We start from the raw sequence: 21811 nt of genomic DNA, 5'->3' as shown, positions 1-21811 counted from the left end.
TCTGGGCCGAAGCCCGAATTACGTGTTGCTGGCGGGCGTTTTCAGCTCTACCGACCCCGGGCCATTGGGTGCGCGGCTATGAATGCGCACCACACCCAGCTCGGGCAGCTCCACCACATTGATTTCAGGCAGGGTCGAAACACAGATGTATTTCAGGCTCTCGCTGCCCGTATTGGTCAGTTGATGCGCCAGCTCCGCCCGACCAGCGGGGGCCGACAGGGCATCACCCGCCTTGACCGCATGGCTGTGCTCGCCGAAGCGATAGGTGCCTGTGCCCGACAAAATGATGATGATCTCATCTTCCTGATAATGGGCATGCAGCGGAAAGGCGGCTTCGCCCGGCGCGACTTCGAAATAGCTCGCACCAAGCTGGGTCAGTCCCATGGCCTTGGAGATATTGGCTGAATTCGAACCAATACCCGCAGCCATGTCGCGCCGCTTGAGCGCCAGATCAGCCAGGCTGACCACGGTCTGCATATTGTTCTGGCTCATCCAACACTGCCTTCGAGGCTGATGGCGATCAGCTTCTGCGTCTCGACCATGAATTCCATGGGCAGATGCTGCAGCACGTCGCGCACGAAGCCGTTCACGATCAACGCCACCGCTTCTTCTTCGTTCAGGCCACGCTGCTGGCAATAAAACATCTGGTCGTCCGAAATCTTGGACGTTGTCGCTTCGTGCTCGAACACCGCGGTGCCATTGCGGCTCTCGATATAGGGCACGGTATGGGCGCCGCACTTGTCGCCGATCAGCAAGCTGTCGCACTGCGTGAAGTTGCGCGCATTCTTGGCCTTGGCATGAGCCGAGACCTGACCGCGATAGGTATTGTCCGAAAAGCCGGCGGCAATGCCCTTGGAGATGATGCGGCTGGACGTGTTCTTGCCCAGATGGATCATCTTGGTGCCGCTATCGACCTGCTGATAGCCGTTCGAAATGGCGATCGAGTAGAACTCGCCGCGCGAACCGTCGCCGCGCAGAATGCAGCTTGGATACTTCCAGGTCACGGCCGAACCGGTTTCCACCTGGGTCCAGGAGATCTTGGAATTGGCGCCGCGGCAATCGCCACGCTTGGTAACGAAATTGTAGATGCCGCCCTTGCCGTCCTTGTCGCCGGGATACCAGTTCTGAACGGTCGAGTACTTGATCTCGGCATCATCCATCGCCACCAGCTCCACCACAGCGGCATGCAGCTGGCTCTCGGCGCGCATTGGTGCGGTGCAGCCTTCGAGATAGCTCACATAGCTACCTTCTTCGGCGATGATCAGCGTGCGCTCGAACTGCCCGGTCTTTTTTTCGTTGATCCGGAAATAGGTGCTCAGCTCCATCGGGCAGCGGACGCCCTTGGGGATGTAGACGAACGAGCCATCGGTAAACACGGCGCTGTTCAGCGTCGCATAGTAATTGTCCGAAACCGGCACCACAGAGGCGAGGTACTTCTTGATCATCTCGGGATATTCACGAATGGCTTCCGAGATCGAGCAGAAGATGATGCCCACCTTGGCCAGTTCCTCACGGAACGTGGTCACGACGGACACCGAATCCATCACCGCGTCGACGGCCACATTGGGACGCTCGACGCCGGCCAGGATCTCGCGCTCCTTGAGCGGAATGCCCAGCTTGTCATACATCTCGAGCAGCGCCGGATCGACTTCATCCAGACTGGTGGGCGCTGGCGTCGATTTGGGCGCAGCGTAGTAGTACATGTCCTGAAGATCGATCTTGGGGTAATGCACCTTGGCCCAGGTCGGCTCTTCCAGGGTCAGGAAGCGCTTATAGGCTTCCAGACGCCATTCCAGCATCCACTCGGGTTCATTCTTCTTGGCCGAGATGAACCGGACCGTATCTTCGCTCAGACCCTTCGGGGCCATGTCGGATTCGATATCGGTCTCGAAACCGTATTTGTACTTGTCCACGTCAAGCGACAGCACCGAATCCACGGTGGCGCGATCAATGTTCTCTTTGAGCGTCGGAATATGGTCGTAGTCCGCCATGTCGGCTTCTCCTAATTGCTCCTCGGCGATTCAAGGTCGCCGCGAACCGTCTAAAACTGATGCAGCCTAGGCCGCCTGCCCTTGCCGCGCCCTCTGGCGCTCAAGCACTGATTTGTAACCGGCAACGAACGCATCAACGTCCGCCGCAGTGGAATTCCAACCCAGGCTGACACGCAATGCGCACTCAGCCAGGTCTTCATTGACCCCCATGGCAGCCAGCACATGGCTGGGACCAACCTTTCCCGACGAGCAGGCAGAGCCCGACGATACCGACAGACCCAGCAGGTCCAGTCCCATCATCGCTGTACTGTTCTTTACGCGCGGCACCGCGAAATTTGTCACATTGCCCAACCGATCGCCGCCAAACACCACCGCTTCAGCAGGCAGGGCTGCTTCGAGCCGTGCCGTCAGTGCCGCAACATCGGCCGCCTCGTAACGTCCGGCGATGGCAGCCGCTGCCGCACCAAAGGCCGCAATCAGCGCCACCGCTTCAGTGCCACCGCGTCGGCCCTGCTCCTGCCCGCCGCCCGGAATCAACCGGACAGTGTCGGCATGAGCCTTGACCAGCAGCGCACCGATACCGGCCGCAGCGCCAATCTTGTGGCCACTCACCGCCATCATATCGGGTGCCGAAGCGGCAAATTCGAGGTCCAGCTTGCCAAAGGCCTGAACCGCATCAACAAACAGCGTATGCCGGGTTGGTCCGACCAGCCCATTGATCCGCCCCATGGGCTGGATCACGCCGGTCTCATTGTTCACCCAGTGCAGCGCCACCAGCAGATTGCCCTCGGCGTCCGCAATTACCTGCGCCAGTTGATCGAGATCAATGCAGCCATCGCCCAGCAGGCCAATGGTGATCACCGGCAATCCGGTCGCTTCGGCCGCCTTGCCTACCGCCGCATGCTCACCGGCACTGATGACAATGGCACTGGCAGCAAACGCCTTGGCGCCACCGACAATAGCCTGGGTGATCGCTTCGGTCGCCGAACCGGTGAACACCACCTGCTTGCGCTCGGCACCTGCCAGCGCAGCCACTTGCCCCCGGGCGGTGTCGATAACATTGCGCAGGGCACGGCCATGGCCATGCGCCGATGATGGATTGCCGACCAGATCGAGCGCAGCCATCAGCGCCGACCGCGCTTCAGGCAGAAGCGGGGACGCGGCGTTATGATCAAGATAGATCGCCGGTCTGGTCATCGGATTCCCGTTTGGCGCATGCGCGCCGCTCATACCATCCATGCCTGTGCCGAGACGCCTTGGCGCCCCTGCTTGCAAACACTTCTTGAAATTTGACGCCCAACTTCATTACAAGGGGCGCTCTTGCAGGCCGCACGTGGCCTAAAACCCGAGTTTCGAATAATTCTAAACTAGATTTTGCGACCCATGTTTTAGGGAGCCGGGCAGGCTTAGTCAAGCCGCAGCCCCCCGCCAAAACACCGCAGAATGCACACGAACAGAGCCACAACGGCCGGAAGAAGTGACACCATGCCAGAAGTGATTTTCAACGGACCCGAGGGTCGTCTGGAAGGCCGTTACCAGCCAGGCAAGGAGCCCAATGCTCCGATTGCCATCCTGCTTCATCCCCACCCCCAGTTTGGTGGCACGATGAATAACCAGATCATCTACAACCTGTTCTACATGTTCGTTGAACGCGGCTTTGCGGTACTCCGCTTCAATTCGCGCGGCGTCGGCCGCAGCCAGGGCATGTTCGATCACGGTGTCGGTGAACTCTCTGACGCCGCATCCGCACTCGATTGGCTGCAGACCATCAACCGCGAATCGCGCGGCTGCTGGATCGCCGGATTCTCCTTTGGTGCCTGGATCGGCATGCAGCTGCTGATGCGCCGTCCCGAGGTTGAGGGCTTCATCTCGATTGCCCCACCGGAAAACCTTTATGACTTCTCGTTCCTGGCGCCCTGCCCGTCTTCGGGCCTGATCATCCATGGTGACAAGGACCGCGTCGCGCCGCCAAGCTCGGTGCAGAAGCTGGTCGACAAGCTCAAGACCCAGAAGGGCATCACCATCGAGCAGCAGATCGTTGAAGGTGCCAACCACTTCTTCGAGGGCAAGGTGGACGAACTGACCACCGCCTGCGCCGAATATCTCGACCGTCGCCGTCAGGAGATCGCCGACGGCGGCGGGCGCTAGTCTCTAGCGCATTATTGCGATCATCCGAACCCGGGGAGATGCCGCCAGGCGGGTCTCCCCATTCCAAAAGCGTTATCCGGATCGCACCAAATGACCCAGTTCAAATCTGAATTTCTCCGCACGCTCTCCGAGCGCGGCTTCATCCACCAGACCTCCGACGATACGGGGCTGGACGAGCTGTTCTGCACCGAGACCGTCACCGCCTATATCGGTTTTGATCCCACCGCCTCCTCGCTCCATGTCGGCAGCCTGATCCAGATCATGATGCTGCACTGGCTCGAAAAGACCGGCCACCGCGCCGTAGCCCTGATGGGCGGCGGCACCGGCATGGTGGGCGACCCCTCCTTCAAGGACGAAGCGCGCAAGCTGATGACCACCGACACCATTGATGCCAACATCAATGGCATCAAGCAGGTGTTCTCCAACTACCTGACCTTTGGCGATGCCGCCAAAGACGCACTGATGCTCAACAATGCCGAGTGGCTCATGCCGCTCAACTATCTCGAATTCCTGCGCGATGTCGGCCAGCACTTCTCGATCAACCGCATGCTCAGCTTTGACTCGGTCAAGCAGCGGCTTGATCGCGAGCAGTCGCTCAGCTTCCTCGAATTCAACTACATGATCCTGCAGGCCTACGACTTCGTCGAGCTCAACCGCCGCTATGGCGTGCGGCTGCAGATGGGCGGCTCGGACCAGTGGGGCAATATCGTCAACGGCATCGATCTGGGTCATCGTCTGGGCACCCCCCAGCTCTATGCCCTGACCAGCCCGCTGCTGACCACCGCCTCGGGCGCCAAGATGGGCAAGTCGCTCAACGGGGCCATCTGGCTCAATGAAGACCTGCTCTCGGCCTATGATTTCTGGCAGTACTGGCGCAATACCGAGGACGCTGACGTCGAGCGCTTCCTCAAGCTCTACACCACCCTGCCGCTCGATGAGATCGCCCGCGTCATTGCCGGGGACATCAACGAAGCCAAAAAGCGCCTCGCCACCGAAGTCACCGCCATGATCCGCGGCCGCGCTGCCGCCGAAGAGGCTGCCGAAACCGCCCGTGCCACCTTTGAGGCGGGCTCGATTGATCTGTCGCTGCCCACCGCCACCGTCACCCATGCCGAACTGGCGGGCGGCGTCGGCATTCTGGCCGCCCTGGTCACGGTTGGTCTGGCGGCTTCCAATGGCGAAGCGCGCCGCCACGTCAAATCGGGCGCCGTTCGCGTCAATGACGCGGTGATCGACGACGACAAGCTGGCCATTGGCGACAATGCCCTGCTCGAAGAAGGCGTCATCAAGCTTTCGGTGGGCAAGAAGCGCCACGCGCTGCTCAAGCCGGTCTGATCGAGACCTTACAGCGAACCAGACAAAGGGCGCCGCGCAATCGGCGCCTTTTTCTATTCTGCCTGCGGCAATTCCTTGGCCCTGAATTCGAACAGCTCGCGGAACGCCCCCGGCACCAGCGCCGATAACGGATTGATCTTGAACTCGGGTTTGTCCAGCGGCCCCTGCACCGCAAAGGTCACGCCCACCAGGCCCTCGCCATCGCGCCCGCCCAGGATCGGGCCGAGCAGCGGAATCTTTTGGAACACGCTGTTGAGCCCGAACAGCGGCACATAGGTGCCCGTCAGATCATATTGCTTCTGTTTGGTATAGATGAACCCGCGCATCGTGCCGCCCACCGTGCTGCCGGTCACCATGGCATTGCTCACCTCTACCCGGTCTGAGCGCCTCAGAAAATCAACCTCGGCCACATCAAAATCGAGCCGGTTCTGCCGCGCAATTGCCGCCCGCGAATCCGAGTGATTGCCCAGCACCTGCGCAACATTGGCCTCATCGACAATGGCAAAGTCGCGCATCAGCAACTGCCCCATCTCGACATCCTGATCGCGATCGGTGGTCAGCACCAGATTGCCCGAACCACCCGCAAGCTGGGAATAGACCCCCAGAAAGCGCAGGATTGTGCCGGCATCATTGAAGGCCACCGAAATCGTCCGCCCCTTCGGTGCCGGATTGCTGGTCACCGACAGCCCATTGCCGTCATTGAACTGCCCGGTCAGGCTGGCCTCGCGCACATCACTGCCGCGCAACCGCAATGAGAGATCAAGATTGAACGCCGTGGTCGCATAGAAACCCAGCGCCCGCTCCAGCTCGACATCGAGCACAATTGTCTGGTCCAGCTGGGTGGCCTGCACCCCGCCCGCCCCTTCATTGAGCCCGAAGAACCGCTTTAGCATCGGCTTGAGATCAAGCTGGGTGCCGCCAATGCGCACCGCATAGCCGCCATCAAGCGGCGCGACCGTCAGCCGCGCACTATCGCCCTGGCTCAGCGCAATCTGGCTGAAATCGGCCGACACTAGCCCCTTGCTGACATCGACTTCCATCTCGCCCAGTGCCCGCACACTGCCAAACGACAGGTCTATCCCGCTCAGCGCAGTGCGCTCACCGTCCTGGCGCACAATCGCACTGAGCGAACCGGCCGTACCGGCTGCCTTGGTGATCCCCAGATCCTTGATATTGAGCGCGGCATCCTTGAGGTCGACCGCCATTTGCAGTGTTCCGTCAGCCGCCGGCTGCGCCACAAAGCGCACCTTGCCCGAGAGGAATTTCGAGGCATCCACCCCCATCTTGGCCAGTTCGGCCACATCCAGGGTCGAAGACAGCCGGAACATCGGATCAGTGGTCGGCGTACCACCAATTTCCACGCGGGCCGGGATGCCGTCGATCTCCGCCGTTCCACCCAGCTGATAGCCGTCCTGCGACGCGCTGAAGGTCAGCTGGCCATTGCCAATGCTGCGATTTTCGATGGGCTGGGTGCTGGTGAAATCGGCCACTGTGCCGTTGAGCACATAGTCAAAGCTCATCTGCCGGCCCGATGCCTCGTCCGGCAGATGGATCGTGGCCACCAACCCCGCATCTACCACCCCGGTCAGTGCTTTGAGATCAAACGGCAATTCGGCATTGGCGAGCAGATCGGGCTGCTGGCTTTCCACCAGATCGAGCAAGGCCGGAATGGCGCTGGTGATATCGCCGGAAACCTCGACGATCCGGTCGTCGAGCTGCGAATTGTCGATAATCACCGCCGGATTGGCGACCACGATCGTGCCGGCTTCTGTCGCCAGTCGCCCACCACCCGCCGAAATGGTGACATCGGCATCATCGATCTGCAGCCGCGTCTCGCCGCCCACCGCAATCGGTGCCATCGCCGCGGTTGGTTTGACCGCCACCCCCTCGCCCACCAGATCGATCTGGATCGCGCCATCGGGGATCGGCTTGTTCTCGCCCTCTTCCCCCATCGAGCCGACAGGAAACCTGAATGCCATGCGCGCCGTCTTGACTGCGCCTTCGGTTACATTGGCCACAAACCAGTCGCGGCTTTCCGACGCCATCACGTAGGGCCACAGGCGTTTCATGTCGTCCGCGCTGACGCCCTGCCCGGCGATCGTCATGTCGATCCCCAGCCCGGCCTGCAGCATGTCCATACGGCCCGCGGCCTCCACCAGAGCCGCGCCCTTGCGCGCGATCAACCGATCAATGCCCAGCGCCCCGTAAAGCGGTGCCGACCAGCCCGAGAACTCCACGCTGTCAAACGGCGTTCGCGGCGCTTCCATATCTTCGGGGTGGATGATGACCTTACTCGCGTTCAGCGCAATACCCAGCGTCGGCCCATAGGTCGGGTCCAGCCCCATGGCAAAAACGCCCGACACCCGAGCCGAACTATTGCCAATCTGAAGCGCCGCATCCTCTAGGGAGAACTGCCCCGAACCCGGCGTCCAGTTGATATCCATGATCGAACTGGCGATCGGAAAATAGGCATCCTTGAGCCGCAGATCGAGCCCGGTCAGGTCGACCTTGAACCGCCCATCGACCAGCTTGCCGCGCGCGCCATCGAAATTGACGTCAATCGACAAGGCCCCGGCGCCACGCAGCGCCGCCATGCTGCCGGCATCGTCGATAAAGGGCAGAAACGCCGCGAAATCGATATTGGCTACATCGGCCTCGAACCGGGCATTGCCTGCATCGTCGAGCGTGCGCGACACGCTGCCCGACAGCCGCCGTCCACCCAGTGTCGCCGAGAACGTGCCGTGCGTATCCTGCAAATCGGCAGATGGGCCTATCTCCAGGTTGATGTCCTCAAAGCGGCGGAACAGCCCATAGACGGAATCATGCATGCCCACGATGCCGTCACGCACGCGCAGCCGCGAGAACCGCCCCTGCGCCGCTTGATCCACCAGATCGGCAATACCCACTTCGCTGGCTTCGAGATTGTAGATCAGCCAGTCATTGTCCGAGCGCATGGAAATGGGCGCTGCAGCCGCGCCCAGATCAATGCCCTCTGATCCGATATCAACCGTGGGAAAGGCATCATCGCCTTCCTGAACCCGGATAATGGGAGGGCCGCCGCCGGGGTCTTCCACCAGTTGAAAGCTCGTCAGCCGGGGCCCGAACAGATCCTGCACAATCTGGATGTGGGGTTTGACGATGGTCACCGTCGCGCCAGGCTGGCCGAACAAGGCCCGGGTCGGCGAAAAGCCGACTTCCAGCGCATCCATGGCGACCCGCGCACCTGTCTTGCTGTCGGTGAACAATACCGGCGAGAACTGGATGACCGGCCATACACCGTTTTCCAGCGCCAGCGCCATGGGGCCCAGCGTCAATTGACTGGTCGGCGGCAGCGCCGAACTGGCGGCGGCCTGCGCCGCCTCACTGCCGAATGGCAGGCGGATCGGCGTGATCAGCAGCACCAGATAGAGCAGCAGCGACAGAAGCGCCGGAATACCCAGAACCCAGACCGCGATTTTGGCTGTATGGCGCACAGGGTGGCGCTTGGCTGGCGCCGCCTTAATGTCGGGGGTGTCTGGTGGTAAGATTGACGCGCTCACTTGCTTCCAGAACCAGGCTCTGCCGATATCTTCTGGCGCCCAAAGGAATCAGGCGCGTTATGCGCTCTAATGCCCAATGATACCGGCTGTTTTAGGGCACCGACACCCACATTTTTCGAGCATTCACTGATAGGACGCGTCATGAGCCAACTCGCAACAGGGGACAAAGCGCCAGACTTTTCCCTGCCCCTCGACAACGGCCGTGACTTTCATCTCGCCGCCCACACAGGCAGCCCCGTCGTATTGTTCTTCTACCCGCAGGATGGCACGCCCGGCTGCAATGACGAGAACCGCGAATTCTCCGATCTCGCTGACGAGTTTACCGCCCTCGGCGCCACTCTTGTCGGCATCTCTCCCGACACCAGTCAAAGCCATCAGAAGTTTCGCGCCAGACACGATCTGAAGGTGCCGCTCGCCGCCGATCCCAATCGTGTTGCCATCCAGGCCTACGGTCTGTGGCAGCTCAAGAAACTCTATGGCCGTGAGTTCATGGGGTTGATCCGCACTAGTTTCATCATCGCTGCCGATGGCACCATTGCCGCGGTAATCAAGGCCACCCGCATACGTGGCCACGCTCAAAAAGTGCTCGATACCCTGGCAAAACACCTGTCCGAACAAGGCGCCAAATAGGCTTTATTAACCACGGCGCGCCATACTCTGCTTACCATAAGTGTGGTGCGACGGGGATGTAGAGTGCGTAATCAAGCCAGTTTCGGGCGGACCGACAAAGGTCGCGACAAATCGACCAGACCAGCCCGTCACGGCGTCCATCCCGCCCTGTTCTACACCATGTTCGCACTGCTGCTGGGCGGCAATGGACTGCTCGGCACCGCGTTTCTGCTCTCGCCCGACATCTCCCGCCTGCTCAATGGCCAGAGCGAACAGGTCGTCCAGGCCTATGAAGACCGCATCGCCCAGCTCCGCGTCGAAATCGACCGCCTGCACTCGCGCAGCTATGCCCAGGCCGGCGACGTCAACCTGCAGCTCCAGGAACTGGCTCAGCAGCAGGAAGTTCTGCTCGAACAGCACCAACTGGTCCGTATTCTGGTCGACAAGGCTGGCGAACTTGGCATTGAAGCGGCAACGCTCTCCCAGCCAGCCCAGTCCGACATGCCGCTCGCCTTTCTGGCCAACCCGGCTATTGGCGGCAACCCCGACATCGACGCGACCGCCGCAGCCGTCAACCAGATGATGGACGAAACCCAGTTTGCCATGACCTCCATCGCCGAGACGGCCGTGGCCCGCACCGACAGCATTGTCGCCGAATTGAGCGATCTGGGCATTCGCGTTGATCTGCCGGCAGGTGAAGCCGGCATGGGTGGCCCCCTGCTCGACGCCGTCGACAGCAGCGAAAGCTCGCCAATGGTCGATGACGCCAATGCCGTGATGGAAGCGTTGCTGCGTTACAAGGCGGCGCGCGACAGCATCGAGGGTGCGCCCGTCCACATGCCCATTTCCGGCAATTATCGCCGCAGCTCGACCTTTGGTAACCGCACCGACCCCTTTACCGGCAACCGCGCCTTCCACTCCGGTCTCGACTTCGCTGCAGCGTCAGGTACACCCGTCTATAGCGCGGGACGGGGTGTCGTCACTTTCGTGGGCACCCGCTCGGGCTATGGCAAGGTGGTCGAGGTCACCCACGATGGCGGCCTCGTAACCCGCTACGCGCATCTGTCGGGTTATCTCAGCAAGGAGGGCCAGCGCGTCAGCACCGGCACCCCCATTGCCAAGGTCGGCTCAACGGGCCGGTCAACCGGCCCGCATCTGCATTTTGAAGTGCGCAAGGGCGACAGCGCCATCAACCCCAAGGCCTTCCTTGATGCTGGTAACCGACTGTCAGCCCTGTTGAGCTAACGCCTACTCGCTCTCCACATCAGTCGCCACGCCCACACGCTGGGCAAGTGCGGCTTCCATGAAGCCATCCAGATCCCCATCCAGCACCAGCGAAGGCTGGCCGCTTTCCACGCTCGTACGCAGATCCTTGACCATCTGGTAGGGTTGCAGGACATAGCTGCGGATCTGGTGACCCCAGCCGATCTCGGTCTTGCTCGCCGCCTGGGCGTTGGCCTCTTCCTCGCGCTTCTGCAGTTCGGCTTCATATAGCCGCGATTTCAGCATGGCCATGGCCGTCGCACGGTTCTTGTGCTGGCTACGCTCCTGCTGACAGGCCACGATAATGCCTGACGGAATATGGGTGATGCGGATCGCCGAGTCCGTCGTATTGACGTGCTGACCACCAGCGCCCGAGGCGCGATAGGTATCGACCTTGAGATCGGCTTCGCGGATCTCGATATCGATGGAATCATCGACCACTGGATAGACCCAGACGCTCGAGAAGCTGGTGTGGCGCCGCGCAGCCGAGTCATAGGGGCTGATGCGCACCAGACGATGCACGCCGCTCTCGGTCTTCATCCAGCCATAGGCGTTGTGGCCCTTGACCAGAATGGTGGCGGACTTGATGCCAGCTTCTTCGCCATCGTGCATTTCGATGACGTCGACCTTCATCTTCCGCCGTTCCGCCCAGCGGGTGTACATGCGCAAAAGCATGTTGGCCCAGTCCTGGCTCTCGGTACCGCCGGCACCGGAGTGGATTTCCACATAGCAATCATTGCTGTCCACCTCGCCCGACAGCAGCGTTTCGATCTGCCGGCGTCGCGCCAGCTGCTTGAGCTCAAGCAGGGCGTCTTCGGCTTCCTTGACCACCTCGGCATCGCCTTCCAGCTCGCCCAGTTCGATCAGCTCGGAATTGTCGCGAATCCCTGCTTCCAGCTCGCGCACGGATTTGACCGCCACGTCGAGCTCATCGCGCTCGCGCATGGTCGTGCGGGCCTTTTCCGGATCATTCCAGAATTCGGGGGATTCAGTCTGCGCCGTTAGCGCGTCGAGGCGTATTTCTGCAGTATCCCAGTCAAAGATGCCTCCTCAGCAGGGTCAGAACCTGCTCGATTTCGGCGACGGTCTTTTCGATTTCCGTGCGCATTGAATCTATCCTGTATTAGCGGCGCCCCGTGTAGCCGACCCGCCCGCCGCGATCAACCTAGCGCTGGCTCTTGTGGAATTTCCGGATCGCCGTATCGCGCTTGAGCCGCGACAGCCGGTTGAGGAAAAACACCCCGTTCACCTGATCGATCTCATGTTGGGCGACCCGCGCAGCAAAGCCCTCAAGCCGCATCGTATCGCCATGGCCTTCGGCACTGTCAAAGGCGATCTCGGCCCACTCGGCCCGCTCGATCGGCACTTCAATGCCCGGCATTGAGACCGAGCCCTCGGGGCCGAAGGCCTTCTCATCCGCCAGTGCGACAATCCGCGGATTGAACATCACGCGATAATCACGCGCCGCGCCTTGCCCGGCCACGCTGACCACCACCACGGGCTCCAGCAGTCCGATATGGACTGCCGCCAGCCCATAGGCTTCAACGCTGGCAGCCGCCGCCTGCAAGGCTACACCCGCCGCCCGCATCCCATCGTCAACTGCGCGCGCAGCCGCCGCCTGGGTCAGGACCGGATCGGGATAGACGGTAAAGTCCGCCATCTAGAACAGCCCGCCACGTCCAAGATTGGGATCGAGATACTGCCCATTGCCGCTCGGCTGGGTAATCCCGCCGCCATATTGCTGCTGCATCTGCTGCTGGCGCTGGATGGCATCGAACGTATTGACGTCCAGCCCGATCACCGAGGTCATCAGATTGGGGCCGGTTCCGGGTTTGAACGCTTCCTCAATGGCCGCTTCGCCATCAAATGCCTTCACGCCCGAATTGGGATTGATCCAGGCCGTGCTCATGCCCGCTGGCACCTTGAACTGCGTGGCCGGCTTGCCCTCAAGCGCCTTGCCGACAAATTCGGTGAAGATCGGCACCGCGAACGAGCCACCTGTCACCGAGCGCCCCATCGACCGCGGCTGGTCGTAACCGACATAGACGCCCACCGCCAGTTCGGGCGTAAACCCGACAAACCAGGCATCCTTGTAATCATTGGTTGTGCCGGTCTTGCCGGCCACGGGACGGTTGAGCACCTTGGCGGCGGTACCGGTGCCGCGCTGCACCACGCCTTCCATCATCGAGGTGATCTGATAGGCCGTCATCGGGTCGAGCACCTGCTCGCGATTGTCCACGATCAGCGGTTCACCCTGCCCTTGCCAGCCATCCGCCTTGCAGCCCTGGCACAGGCGCTGGTCATGCTTGTAGACCGTCACGCCATAGCGATCCTGCACGCGGTCGATCAGCGTCGGCACAATCTTGCGCCCGCCATTGGCAATGGTCGCATAGGCCGCTGTCATCCGCATATCGGTGGTTTCACCCGCGCCCAGCGCCATCGCCAGCACCGGCTGCATGGTGTCATAGACGCCGAACAGGCGGGCATATTCGGCCACCAGCGGCATGCCGATATCGCGCGCCAGCCGCACTGTCATCACGTTCCGGCTGCGTTCAATGCCGCGCCGCAGCGTCTGCGGACCGTAAAACTCCTGCGCGTAGTTTTCCGGGCGCCAGATCGAGCCATCGCTATTGCGGATTTCAACCGGCGCATCGAGCACCACCGAGGCCGGCGTATAGCCATTGTCCAGCGCCGCTGCATAGACAATCGGTTTGAACGAGGAACCGGGCTGCCGCAGCGCCTGGGTCGCCCGGTTGAATTCGCTCAGCGAATAGGAAAATCCGCCCACCATGGCCAGAACGCGTCCGGTGCGTGGATCCATCGCCACCAGCGCGCCCTCGATCTCGGGCACCTGTTCAAGCGTATAGATCCCGGTCTTGCCCGCCACAGGCGAGACATAGACCACATCCCCCACCTTGAGAATGTCCTGTACCGGCTTGGAAACCCACTTGATTTCCGGGCCAGACAGCGTGCCCTCAAGCCGTTCGTCCGACACCCCGCCGCCCGCGGCACCATCGGGGCGCAGCCCGATGCGCGCCTCGTTCTGGCCCAGCTCGAGCACCACGGCGAGTTGCCACTCGGGCACATCGCTCAGCGGCGACACCTTGTTGACGTCGATGCCCCAGTCCGAGCCCAGCTCGATGCTGGCCACCGGCTCGCGGAACCCCTTGCCATGGTCATAGGCAATCAGCCCGTCCATCAGCGCCTGGCGTGCATAGCCCTGCAGTTTGGGCTCCAGCGTCGTGCGCACCGACAGCCCGCCGCCATACAGCTGGTCCTCGCCATACAGCTTGGCCAGCTCGCGCCGGACTTCCTCGGTGAAATACTCGGCCGAATAGAGCTGGCTGCCGCCCGAACGCGGAATGACATTGAGCGGCTCGTCCTTGGACGCGGCGCCGTCCTTGGCGCTGACATAGCCATTCTCGACCATGCGATCGATGACCCAGTTGCGGCGCTCAATGGCCGCCTGCGGGCGTCGGAATGGATGGTAATTGTTCGGCCCCTTGGGCAGCGCCGCGATATAGGCGGCCTCGCTCAGCGTCAGCTGATACAGCGCCTTGTCGAAATAGTTCAGCGCCGCCGCCGCCACTCCATAGGAGTTCAGGCCCAGAAAGATCTCGTTGAGATAGAGCTCAAGGATCCGGTCCTTGGAAAAGGTCGATTCGATCCGGATCGCCAGCAGCGCTTCCTGCAGTTTGCGATCCCAGGTCTGGTCCGCGGTCAGCAGGAAATTCTTGGCTACCTGCTGGGTGATCGATGAACCGCCGCCCTGAATGGCATTATTACCATCCAGCCGCGCCAGCGCATTGTCACGCAGCGCGCGGAAAATGCCATCAATGGCGATGCCGCCATGGCTGTAGAAGTCCTTGTCCTCTGCCGACAGGAACGCCTCGATAACAAGCGGCGGTACCGTCTCGATGGGCTGGAACAGCCGCCGTTCGCGGGCAAATTCGGCCAGCAGCGTGCCATCGGCCGCGTGCACGCGCGTCGTCACCGGCGGCTGATAATCCTTGAGCACGGTATAGTCGGGCAGTTGCGAGGATACCGACGTCAGATAGATGACGCCCCCGGCAACCGCGACCAAGGCCAGAAACATTCCAAAGCCGAACAGCCAGCCGATCAAGCGCAGCATATAGTCAATCTCTCCGCAGCGCCTCGTATGGCCAGAAACGCTTGATGGTCAATGCGGTGCCGCCTCTGGCGCACCGGGATAGTTGGCAGAATCATAGCAGACGCGGGCCCCAAAGTGGATCACAAGCCCGCAACGTCCCCACGCTTCCACCGCTTGCTCGCCGTCGTGGCCGAATTATCACATCACTGCGGGGCACTCAGGCTGTCAAAATAGCTCGAAATCCCGCGTGCCAGTGCATCCGCTGTCCGGCTCTGCCAGTCGCCCTGCAGCAGATTGGCCATGTCGCTGGCATTGGACAGAAACCCCAGCTCAACCAGAACGGAGGGCACGTCGGGCGCCTGCAGCACAAAAAAATCGGCCTGCCGCACCGGAAACCGCCGCAGCGTCACGCTGGGCTCGAGCTGATGCACGATGGACTGGGCCAGCGTATAGGACTGGTGCCGCATTTCGCGCCGCATCAGGTCGAGCAGGATGTCGACCACCTCGGGCGCCATTTGCGGCATGGCAAACCCGGCGATCACATCGCTCTTGTTCTCGGAGTCGGCCAGCACCTTGTCCAGCACGTCGGTGGCGTTCTCGTCGCGCGTATAGACGCTGGCGCCGCGAATTTCGGGCTGCTGGAAGCTGTCGGCATGGATCGAGATGAAAATGTCGGCCTTGTTGTTCCGCGCCAGCGCAACCCGCTCCTCAAGGCGCAGAAACGTGTCATCCTCACGCGTCAGCGCCACGTCGAACCGGCCCGAATCCACCAGCAATTGCTGCAGCTTGAGCGCAAAGGACAACACGATGTCCTTTTCCTTGATGCCCCCGGCCGCCTCGGCGCCGCTGTCAATGCCGCCATGACCGGGGTCAATCACTACCAGCGGACGCGTTGCGATTGGCAGTTCCGAACCGCCCGCCGGCGTTGAACTGTCGGTCACGGGCACGACGGCGCCCAGTGCCGCCATATCCTGCGCCGTCGCCAGGTCCCGCGCGACATTGGTCGCGAACTCGCCGGCGCTGGCCGGAATGATATCTACAACCAGACGCGCGGGCTGATCTTCGAACGGATCGAGCACATAAGCCTGCTGTACCTGGGCGGGCGCCGATAGCATCAGCGTGGTGCGCACCCGGTCCGGGCCAGCCTGCTCCACCCGATATTCGGAGATCACGCCTTCTTCCGACGGCGTCGCTACCGGCTCTGGCACAGTGAGGGTGGCCGCGCGCACGTCAATGGCCAGTCGATCCGGCTCACTCAGCGAAACCAGCGAGAATTCGGTCTTGGCGGCCAGATCAATGACCAGCCGGGCGCGCTCGGGCGTCACCGTAACCCGCACATCCATCACATTGGGCAGGCCAACGGGCGCCGAAACGGGCGCCACCGCTTCTTGCGCCAGGCTGCCAACCGTCATCGACATCAGGCAGACCAGCAGTGGCAACAGCAGAATACGCATGGAATGGAACAAGAGCAGATCGACCCCTAAATCTGAATGCGCTGCATCTCCCATCCGCTTTGGGCGATTCTGCGGCGCATCTGGCTCTTATGCGATGATTTGCCCACCGGGCCAACATCCGCTCTGCCATCGGCTCGCCTATGCCCAGACAAATCGCCGTCATGGCTGGGTTTTGGAGTTTCCTGTTGCCATTTGGTCGCGACGCCCCTACACGCTTATGGTGAAGCGCAAGCTTCTCGGTGCACCTGTTTTTGCAGCTTAAAGCTCACAACGGCGGAACGAGAAGTGGCCGGGACGCGGGACGAAGAGACCCGCTGACCCTGGCTTGAAAGCGGCAATTCTTGCGCTTTTATACGAATTTCGGTCCCACTCGGGCCGGACGGTTGCCCGTTGATCCTCGGATACAGGCAACCCAATAGGAAGAGGTCAGATGGCCCGCAGTCGGACAACACGCGACGCGATCGAACAAGACGATTGCCGCTTTGTCACGCTGCAACTTTCAGCCATGACCAATCATATCGGCGCGCCCAAGGCAGAGCTTCTGCGCGCACTTACCCCCAAACCATTCGCCTCGCACTGCGCTACCAGAAGGATGTCGGCTATCCGGCGCCCTCTTGTCGGCGCGCGAGCGCGCGGAGTTAATTATGGCTACCAAGAGAATGCTGGTGGATGCCATCCACCCGGAAGAAACACGGATCGTCGTTACCGCAGGTAACCGGCTCGAGGAGTTCGACTTTGAATCGGCGACCCGCCGCCAGTTGCGGGGTAACATCTACCTCGCCAAGGTGACGCGCGTTGAGCCGTCCCTGCAGGCCGCCTTTGTCGACTATGGCGGCAATCGCCATGGCTTCCTGGCCTTTAGCGAAATCCACCCAGACTATTACCAGATCCCCGTTGCTGACCGCGAAGCCCTGCTGCGCGACGAAGAACACGACGACGAGCACGCGGAAGACTCCGAGGATACCGGCGCGGCAGAAGCTGCAGCCGAGACCGATGGCGATTCCGACAGCGCTGACGGGGAAGACGAGAGCCACATCGAACAGGCTCCAGCCAATTCCGAACCGGTCGAATCGATCGGTGGCGCCGATGCGCTTGAGGAAGTGCCAGAGCGTCGCCGTCAGAGCCACACCCGCAAGCACTACAAGATCCAGGAAGTCATCAAGCGCCGTCAGGTCATGCTGGTGCAGGTGGTCAAGGAAGAGCGCGGCAACAAGGGCGCTGCCCTGACAACCTATCTCTCGCTGGCTGGTCGCTATTCGGTGCTGATGCCCAATACCGCTCGCGGTGGCGGCATCTCGCGCAAGATCACCAACGCTGCTGATCGCAAGCGCCTCAAGGAAATCACGTCCGATCTCGAAGTACCCCAGGGCATGGGCGTCATTCTGCGCACCGCCGGTGCGTCACGCACCAAGGCCGAGGTCAAGCGCGACTTTGAATATCTGATGCGCCTCTGGGAGAGCGTGCGCGAGCTCACCCTCAAGAGCCAGGCACCGTGCCTGGTCTATGAGGAAGGCTCGCTGATCAAGCGAACCATCCGCGATCTCTACAACAAGGAGATCGACGAGGTCTTTGTGGCGGGCGACGACGCCTTCCGTGAAGCCAAGGACTTCATGCGCATGATCATGCCGAGCCACGCCAAGAACGTGCAGCTCTACAAGGATGATCAGCCGCTATTCTCCAAATATGGCATCGAGGCACAGCTCGACTCCATGTTCTCGCCCACGGTCACCCTGCCTTCAGGCGGTTACATTGTGATCAACCCGACTGAAGCGCTGGTTTCGATCGACGTGAACTCGGGCCGCTCCACCAAGGAGCACAATATCGAGGACACCGCGCTCCAGACCAATCTGGAAGCTGCCGATGAAGTCGCGCGCCAGCTCCGTCTGCGGGATCTGGCCGGTCTGATCGTGATCGATTTCATCGACATGATGGAAAACCGCTCCAACCGGGCTGTCGAGCGCAAGCTCAAGGATTGCCTCAAGGACGATCGCGCCCGCATTCAGGTTGGCCGCATCAGTCATTTCGGCCTGATGGAAATGAGCCGTCAGCGTATCCGCTTTGGCGTCGTTGAAAGCTCCACCCACAAGTGCCCGATGTGCGATGGCACCGGTCTGGTGCGCTCGGTCGAGTCGCTGGCGCTGATGATCATGCGCAATATCGAGGAACACGTGCTGCGCCGTCAGGGCCAGTCGATCAATGTGCGGGTGCCCGTTGAGGTCGCCCTCTATATCCTCAACTTCAAGCGCGAGACCCTGACCACGCTGGAAATCCGCAACCAGCTATCCATCACCATCACCGCTGATGGCAAGATGACCGGTCACCAGTTCGCCATCGAGAAGGGCGACGCCCGCGTCATCGCCTATGCCGAGCAGCGCGCTGCCGAGCATGTCCGCGTCGATAGCGCCATCATCGAAGACGATGCTGACGATGATATCGTCGACGAGGTCGAGGACGAAGAAGCCGAGGAAAAGGCCGCATCCAACGCCGACGCTGGCGAAGGTGAAGGCCGGACACGCCGTCGTCGCCGTCGCCGTCGTGGCGGTGCCGAGCGCGGCGAAGAGAATGGCCAGCGTCCACCCCAGCAGCGCGCCGCACAGGCTCCTGCCGAAGGCGCTGAAGCCGATGCTGATGCCGAGGCCGAAGACGGCGAGGAAAACAGCGCTCGTCCCACAGCTGAAGATGCTGAAGGCGCCGATGGCGAGCCGCGCAAGCGCCGCCGCCGCGGTCGTCGTGGTGGCCGCCGCAACCGTCGCGATGGCGAAGAGGGAACCGAACAGTCCCCAGCCACCGGTGAAACCGCGCTGACACCTGAAACTGTCGATGCAGTGGCCGACAAGCTGCTGGTCCAGGAAGAACTGGCAGCACCCGCCGAAGCTGCTCCCGCAGAAGCGGCACCCGCTGAAGCTGTTGAAGTTGCGGCAGAAGACGCACCGGCTGAAAAGCCCAAGCGGACCCGCCGTCGCAAGCCGGCAGCGGGCAAGCCAACCTCGCCAGCCGAAGTGGCCGCTGTTGCCGCTGAAGCCGCTGCTGCGGCGCCAGACGCTGCGGCCGAGGAAGCGCCGGCCGAAAAGCCCAAGCGTAAGCCACGGGCGCGCAAGCCAAAGGCCACTGAAGCAGCCGCTGAGGCAGCGCCAGAGGTCAGCGTCGCTGAAGCTGCACCCGCAGCCGAACCTGCACCAGCGCCAGAAGCTGCCGCAGCCGTTGAAGCCGCACCCGAGGCGCCAGCCAAGCCACGCCGCGCCAAGAAGGAACTGCCTGAAGAGGGCGTTGTGGTTTCATCCAGCGCCGCACCGAGCGAAGCCGAAACGGCTGACGAACCGGCACCCAAGAAGAAGGCCGGCTGGTGGCAACGCCGCCTTGGCCTGGGCTAAGACACACAGAAGGCGGCCCTCGGGCCGCCTTCATTGTTTTGGGGGGCTGCGAGCGCGCCAACCGGCCTCAATGGGCTTTGTGGACATCCTCGCGCCGCACGATATGGACCCCTTCCTCGACCGTGCGCATAATGAACAGACGGGCATGGGGTTCTTCCGCCTGACGCTGCGCCGGGCCAGGCCCGAACCTGTCCATGCGGTGACGGTCAGGCCCCAGATAGGTGCGGGTTTCGACATAGAGATGTTCGCGCCCGATCTGGCTTGCCAGCCGATGCGCAATATCGGGCCCCTCGCCCGGCACATTGATCACATCGTCAAAGCCCATCTCGATGCCGGCTCTGATTTGCGCTGCCGACGCATCGCGCAAAAACATCACCACCGGCGCATAGGCAAGGCTGACTGAGGGAAAGTGGCGCAGATCGCGCAGCAATTGCATGCGGGCGGTATTGGCGAAGTCGAAATGGACCAGAAAGAATACCAGGCGGTGATTGAAAGGCTCCGGCTTGAGCTTGAGTGAGTGGGCTATCACCGCGCCGAAGCGAAGCCGTTCGGCAAGTCGCATCAGCGCCTCGCCATCTTCCTTGTTCTGGGACACAACAATGGCAACGCAATGCGCCAGAACACTCGGATCAACCGGTTGTGCATGCATGGCCGGACCTCCTCGTCCTCCCGCCAATGCACTCTAGCACCGCAAAGTTGCGTCAATGTCAGTGTTGCGGTGCACTTCCTAAGTTCAGTGCTAACAGTCTGTTAGCGTAAAAACCCGCTCATGCGCTCAAGCGCCAGCGCAATTGTCTCGCTTTTTCCCGCATAGGACAGCCGCACATAGCCCTGCCCATTGACCCGATCGAAATCGATGCCAGGCGTCATCGCCACGCCCGCTTCCTCCAGCATGGCTTCGCAGAACGCCATGGAATCATTGGAGAATTTGGAGATACCGACATAGGCATAGAACGCACCGTCGGACGCCCCGCCGACATCAAACCCCAAGGCGCGCAGCCCGTCGTCGAGCGCCAACCTGTTGTTTGCGTAGCCCGCTTTCTGCTCTTCGGCATAATCGCGTTCCCCCAGCGCCACAGTCGCCGCAATCTGGCTCAGTGTCGGCGCTGAGATAAACAGGTTCTGCTGCAGGATTTCGGCCCGTCGCACCAGCTTTTCAGGCAACACCATCCAGCCAATACGCCAGCCGGTCATGCAATAATACTTTGAGAAGCTATTGATAATGATAGCGTTTTTCGTCAACTCCAACGCGCTGACGGAGGGACCGCGATAATCGAGACCGTGATAGATCTCGTCGGAGATCAAAGTTATCCCCAGACGCTCGCAAGTGGCGATAATGTCAGCCAGCCCTGCCCGATCAATCGCGGCACCGGTGGGATTGGCCGGACTGGCAAACAGCAGCCCTTCAAATGGCTGCTCCGCATGAGCGGATGCAATATCAGCGCCGGTCAGGCGCCAGCCATTGCTGACGGACAGCGGGATTTCGGTGATACCGAAGCCCAGCCCGAGCAGCGTGTTCACATAGGCCGGATAGCCCGGCCGGGTGATGGCGATCCGCGCGCCGGGCCGAAACGCCGTGTGGAAGGCCAGGATAAAACCGGCCGATGACCCCATAGTGCACACAATGGCGTCGGCATCCACAACCACGTCATGCTGGTTCTGGTAGTAGGCGACAAGGCCCTCGCGCAGCTCGCCCAGACCCTTGGCATTGGTGTAGCCCTGTGCCTGCGGCAACGCCTGACGCACTGCTTCGAGCACCTTGGGCGCCGGCGGCGAACCGGGTTCGCCCACCTCGAGATGGCAGATGCTGCGCCCGCTTGCCTCAAGCACCTTGGCGCGCTTGAGAATTTCCATGGCGTGAAAGGGCATCAGCCCGTCGGCGGGAAGGTCGGTCATGCACACTCCTTGACCCCATCCGCCTATCGCGAACTGCCCCGCCCCTCAACAACAATTGATGGGCACACCAAGCACCTGTTCACTCCCCCTGCTA

15 protein-coding genes are annotated in these 21811 nt (G+C 61.5%); 5 read left to right on the top strand and 10 right to left on the bottom strand.

Annotation, left to right across the window (positions count from 1 at the left end; genetic code table 11):
• Nucleotides 1–18: 18 nt before the first annotated feature.
• From AC0L37_RS07540 to AC0L37_RS07530, 3 genes are all read right to left on the bottom strand, one after another.
• Complete coding sequence (locus AC0L37_RS07540) at nucleotides 19–492, bottom strand: cupin domain-containing protein (protein ID WP_269368609.1); 474 nt, start codon at nucleotides 490–492, stop codon at nucleotides 19–21.
• Nucleotides 489–1991 (bottom strand): Fe-S cluster assembly protein SufB, encoded by a 1503-nt coding sequence (gene sufB / locus AC0L37_RS07535; RefSeq protein ID WP_269368610.1) that lies wholly within the window; start codon nucleotides 1989–1991, stop codon nucleotides 489–491. The genes AC0L37_RS07540 and sufB overlap by 4 nt, the downstream gene beginning before the upstream one ends.
• Before the next feature lie 66 nt (nucleotides 1992–2057).
• Nucleotides 2058–3188: a cysteine desulfurase family protein gene (locus tag AC0L37_RS07530; protein ID WP_282221553.1), complete on the bottom strand. Its 1131-nt coding sequence runs from the start codon at nucleotides 3186–3188 to the stop codon at nucleotides 2058–2060.
• A gap of 288 nt (nucleotides 3189–3476) precedes the next feature.
• On the opposite strand from AC0L37_RS07530, the gene AC0L37_RS07525 reads away from it, so the two are divergent.
• Entirely contained in the window at nucleotides 3477–4139 is a 663-nt protein-coding gene (locus tag AC0L37_RS07525; RefSeq protein ID WP_282221554.1) for an alpha/beta hydrolase, read from the top strand.
• A gap of 90 nt (nucleotides 4140–4229) precedes the next feature.
• Nucleotides 4230–5474 carry a tyrosine--tRNA ligase gene (gene tyrS / locus AC0L37_RS07520; RefSeq protein WP_282221555.1) on the top strand — a complete coding sequence of 415 codons (1245 nt, stop codon included), beginning with the start codon at nucleotides 4230–4232 and terminating at the stop codon, nucleotides 5472–5474.
• Nucleotides 5475–5527: 53 nt separating this feature from the next.
• On the opposite strand, the gene AC0L37_RS07515 is transcribed toward tyrS, so the two are convergent.
• On the bottom strand, nucleotides 5528–9013 hold the full coding sequence (locus AC0L37_RS07515) for an AsmA-like C-terminal domain-containing protein (RefSeq protein ID WP_282221556.1): 3486 nt from the start codon (nucleotides 9011–9013) through the stop codon (nucleotides 5528–5530).
• 141 nt (nucleotides 9014–9154) lie between these two features.
• Between AC0L37_RS07515 and AC0L37_RS07510 the strand changes: the two genes are divergently transcribed.
• Together AC0L37_RS07510 and AC0L37_RS07505 are read left to right on the top strand one after the other, a co-directional pair.
• Nucleotides 9155–9643 carry a peroxiredoxin gene (locus tag AC0L37_RS07510; protein WP_282221557.1) on the top strand — a complete coding sequence of 163 codons (489 nt, stop codon included), beginning with the start codon at nucleotides 9155–9157 and terminating at the stop codon, nucleotides 9641–9643.
• 63 nt (nucleotides 9644–9706) lie between these two features.
• Nucleotides 9707–10867: a M23 family metallopeptidase gene (locus AC0L37_RS07505; RefSeq protein ID WP_282221558.1), complete on the top strand. Its 1161-nt coding sequence runs from the start codon at nucleotides 9707–9709 to the stop codon at nucleotides 10865–10867.
• A 3-nt stretch (nucleotides 10868–10870) separates the two neighbouring features.
• Here the strand turns inward: AC0L37_RS07505 and prfB are convergent.
• The 4 genes from prfB to AC0L37_RS07485 form a co-directional block, all read right to left on the bottom strand.
• A protein-coding gene (gene prfB, locus AC0L37_RS07500) for a peptide chain release factor 2 (protein ID WP_212657771.1) occupies nucleotides 10871–11993 on the bottom strand; the annotation gives its coding sequence in 2 pieces (ribosomal slippage) (nucleotides 10871–11923 and nucleotides 11925–11993; 1122 coding nt in all).
• A gap of 57 nt (nucleotides 11994–12050) precedes the next feature.
• Nucleotides 12051–12545: a peptide deformylase gene (locus tag AC0L37_RS07495; protein WP_282221559.1), complete on the bottom strand. Its 495-nt coding sequence runs from the start codon at nucleotides 12543–12545 to the stop codon at nucleotides 12051–12053.
• A complete protein-coding gene (locus tag AC0L37_RS07490; protein WP_282221560.1) occupies nucleotides 12546–15017 on the bottom strand; it encodes a penicillin-binding protein 1A in 2472 nt (823 codons plus the stop codon).
• Between the two features lie 182 nt (nucleotides 15018–15199).
• Nucleotides 15200–16450, bottom strand: coding sequence for an N-acetylmuramoyl-L-alanine amidase (locus AC0L37_RS07485; protein ID WP_282221561.1), 1251 nt, complete (start codon nucleotides 16448–16450; stop codon nucleotides 15200–15202).
• 644 nt (nucleotides 16451–17094) lie between these two features.
• On the opposite strand from AC0L37_RS07485, the gene AC0L37_RS07480 reads away from it, so the two are divergent.
• Nucleotides 17095–19821: an Rne/Rng family ribonuclease gene (locus AC0L37_RS07480; RefSeq protein WP_282221562.1), complete on the top strand. Its 2727-nt coding sequence runs from the start codon at nucleotides 17095–17097 to the stop codon at nucleotides 19819–19821.
• A gap of 67 nt (nucleotides 19822–19888) precedes the next feature.
• On the opposite strand, the gene AC0L37_RS07475 is transcribed toward AC0L37_RS07480, so the two are convergent.
• Together AC0L37_RS07475 and AC0L37_RS07470 are read right to left on the bottom strand one after the other, a co-directional pair.
• Complete coding sequence (locus AC0L37_RS07475) at nucleotides 19889–20470, bottom strand: response regulator (RefSeq protein ID WP_282221563.1); 582 nt, start codon at nucleotides 20468–20470, stop codon at nucleotides 19889–19891.
• Nucleotides 20471–20571: 101 nt separating this feature from the next.
• Nucleotides 20572–21717: a pyridoxal phosphate-dependent aminotransferase gene (locus AC0L37_RS07470; protein WP_282221564.1), complete on the bottom strand. Its 1146-nt coding sequence runs from the start codon at nucleotides 21715–21717 to the stop codon at nucleotides 20572–20574.
• Nucleotides 21718–21811 lie beyond the last annotated feature (94 nt).

Source organism: Devosia sp. J2-20 (assembly GCF_055808475.1).
Note: the sequence above shows the minus strand (reverse complement) of the source record. Positions and strands in the feature narration are given on the sequence as shown.

Excerpts from the sequence above, each read along its gene's own strand:
- sufB (WP_269368610.1), bottom strand. The coding sequence starts at position 1,991 with ATGGCGGACTACGACCATATTCCGACGCTCAAAGAGAACATTGATCGC.
- tyrS (WP_282221555.1), top strand. The coding sequence starts at position 4,230 with ATGACCCAGTTCAAATCTGAATTTCTCCGCACGCTCTCCGAGCGCGGC.
- AC0L37_RS07475 (WP_282221563.1), bottom strand. The coding sequence starts at position 20,470 with ATGCATGCACAACCGGTTGATCCGAGTGTTCTGGCGCATTGCGTTGCC.
- AC0L37_RS07485 (WP_282221561.1), bottom strand. The coding sequence starts at position 16,450 with ATGCGTATTCTGCTGTTGCCACTGCTGGTCTGCCTGATGTCGATGACG.
- AC0L37_RS07510 (WP_282221557.1), top strand. The coding sequence starts at position 9,155 with ATGAGCCAACTCGCAACAGGGGACAAAGCGCCAGACTTTTCCCTGCCC.
- AC0L37_RS07490 (WP_282221560.1), bottom strand. The coding sequence starts at position 15,017 with ATGCTGCGCTTGATCGGCTGGCTGTTCGGCTTTGGAATGTTTCTGGCC.
- AC0L37_RS07540 (WP_269368609.1), bottom strand. The coding sequence starts at position 492 with ATGAGCCAGAACAATATGCAGACCGTGGTCAGCCTGGCTGATCTGGCG.
- AC0L37_RS07470 (WP_282221564.1), bottom strand. The coding sequence starts at position 21,717 with ATGACCGACCTTCCCGCCGACGGGCTGATGCCCTTTCACGCCATGGAA.
- AC0L37_RS07495 (WP_282221559.1), bottom strand. The coding sequence starts at position 12,545 with ATGGCGGACTTTACCGTCTATCCCGATCCGGTCCTGACCCAGGCGGCG.
- AC0L37_RS07530 (WP_282221553.1), bottom strand. The coding sequence starts at position 3,188 with ATGACCAGACCGGCGATCTATCTTGATCATAACGCCGCGTCCCCGCTT.
- AC0L37_RS07525 (WP_282221554.1), top strand. The coding sequence starts at position 3,477 with ATGCCAGAAGTGATTTTCAACGGACCCGAGGGTCGTCTGGAAGGCCGT.
- AC0L37_RS07480 (WP_282221562.1), top strand. The coding sequence starts at position 17,095 with ATGGCTACCAAGAGAATGCTGGTGGATGCCATCCACCCGGAAGAAACA.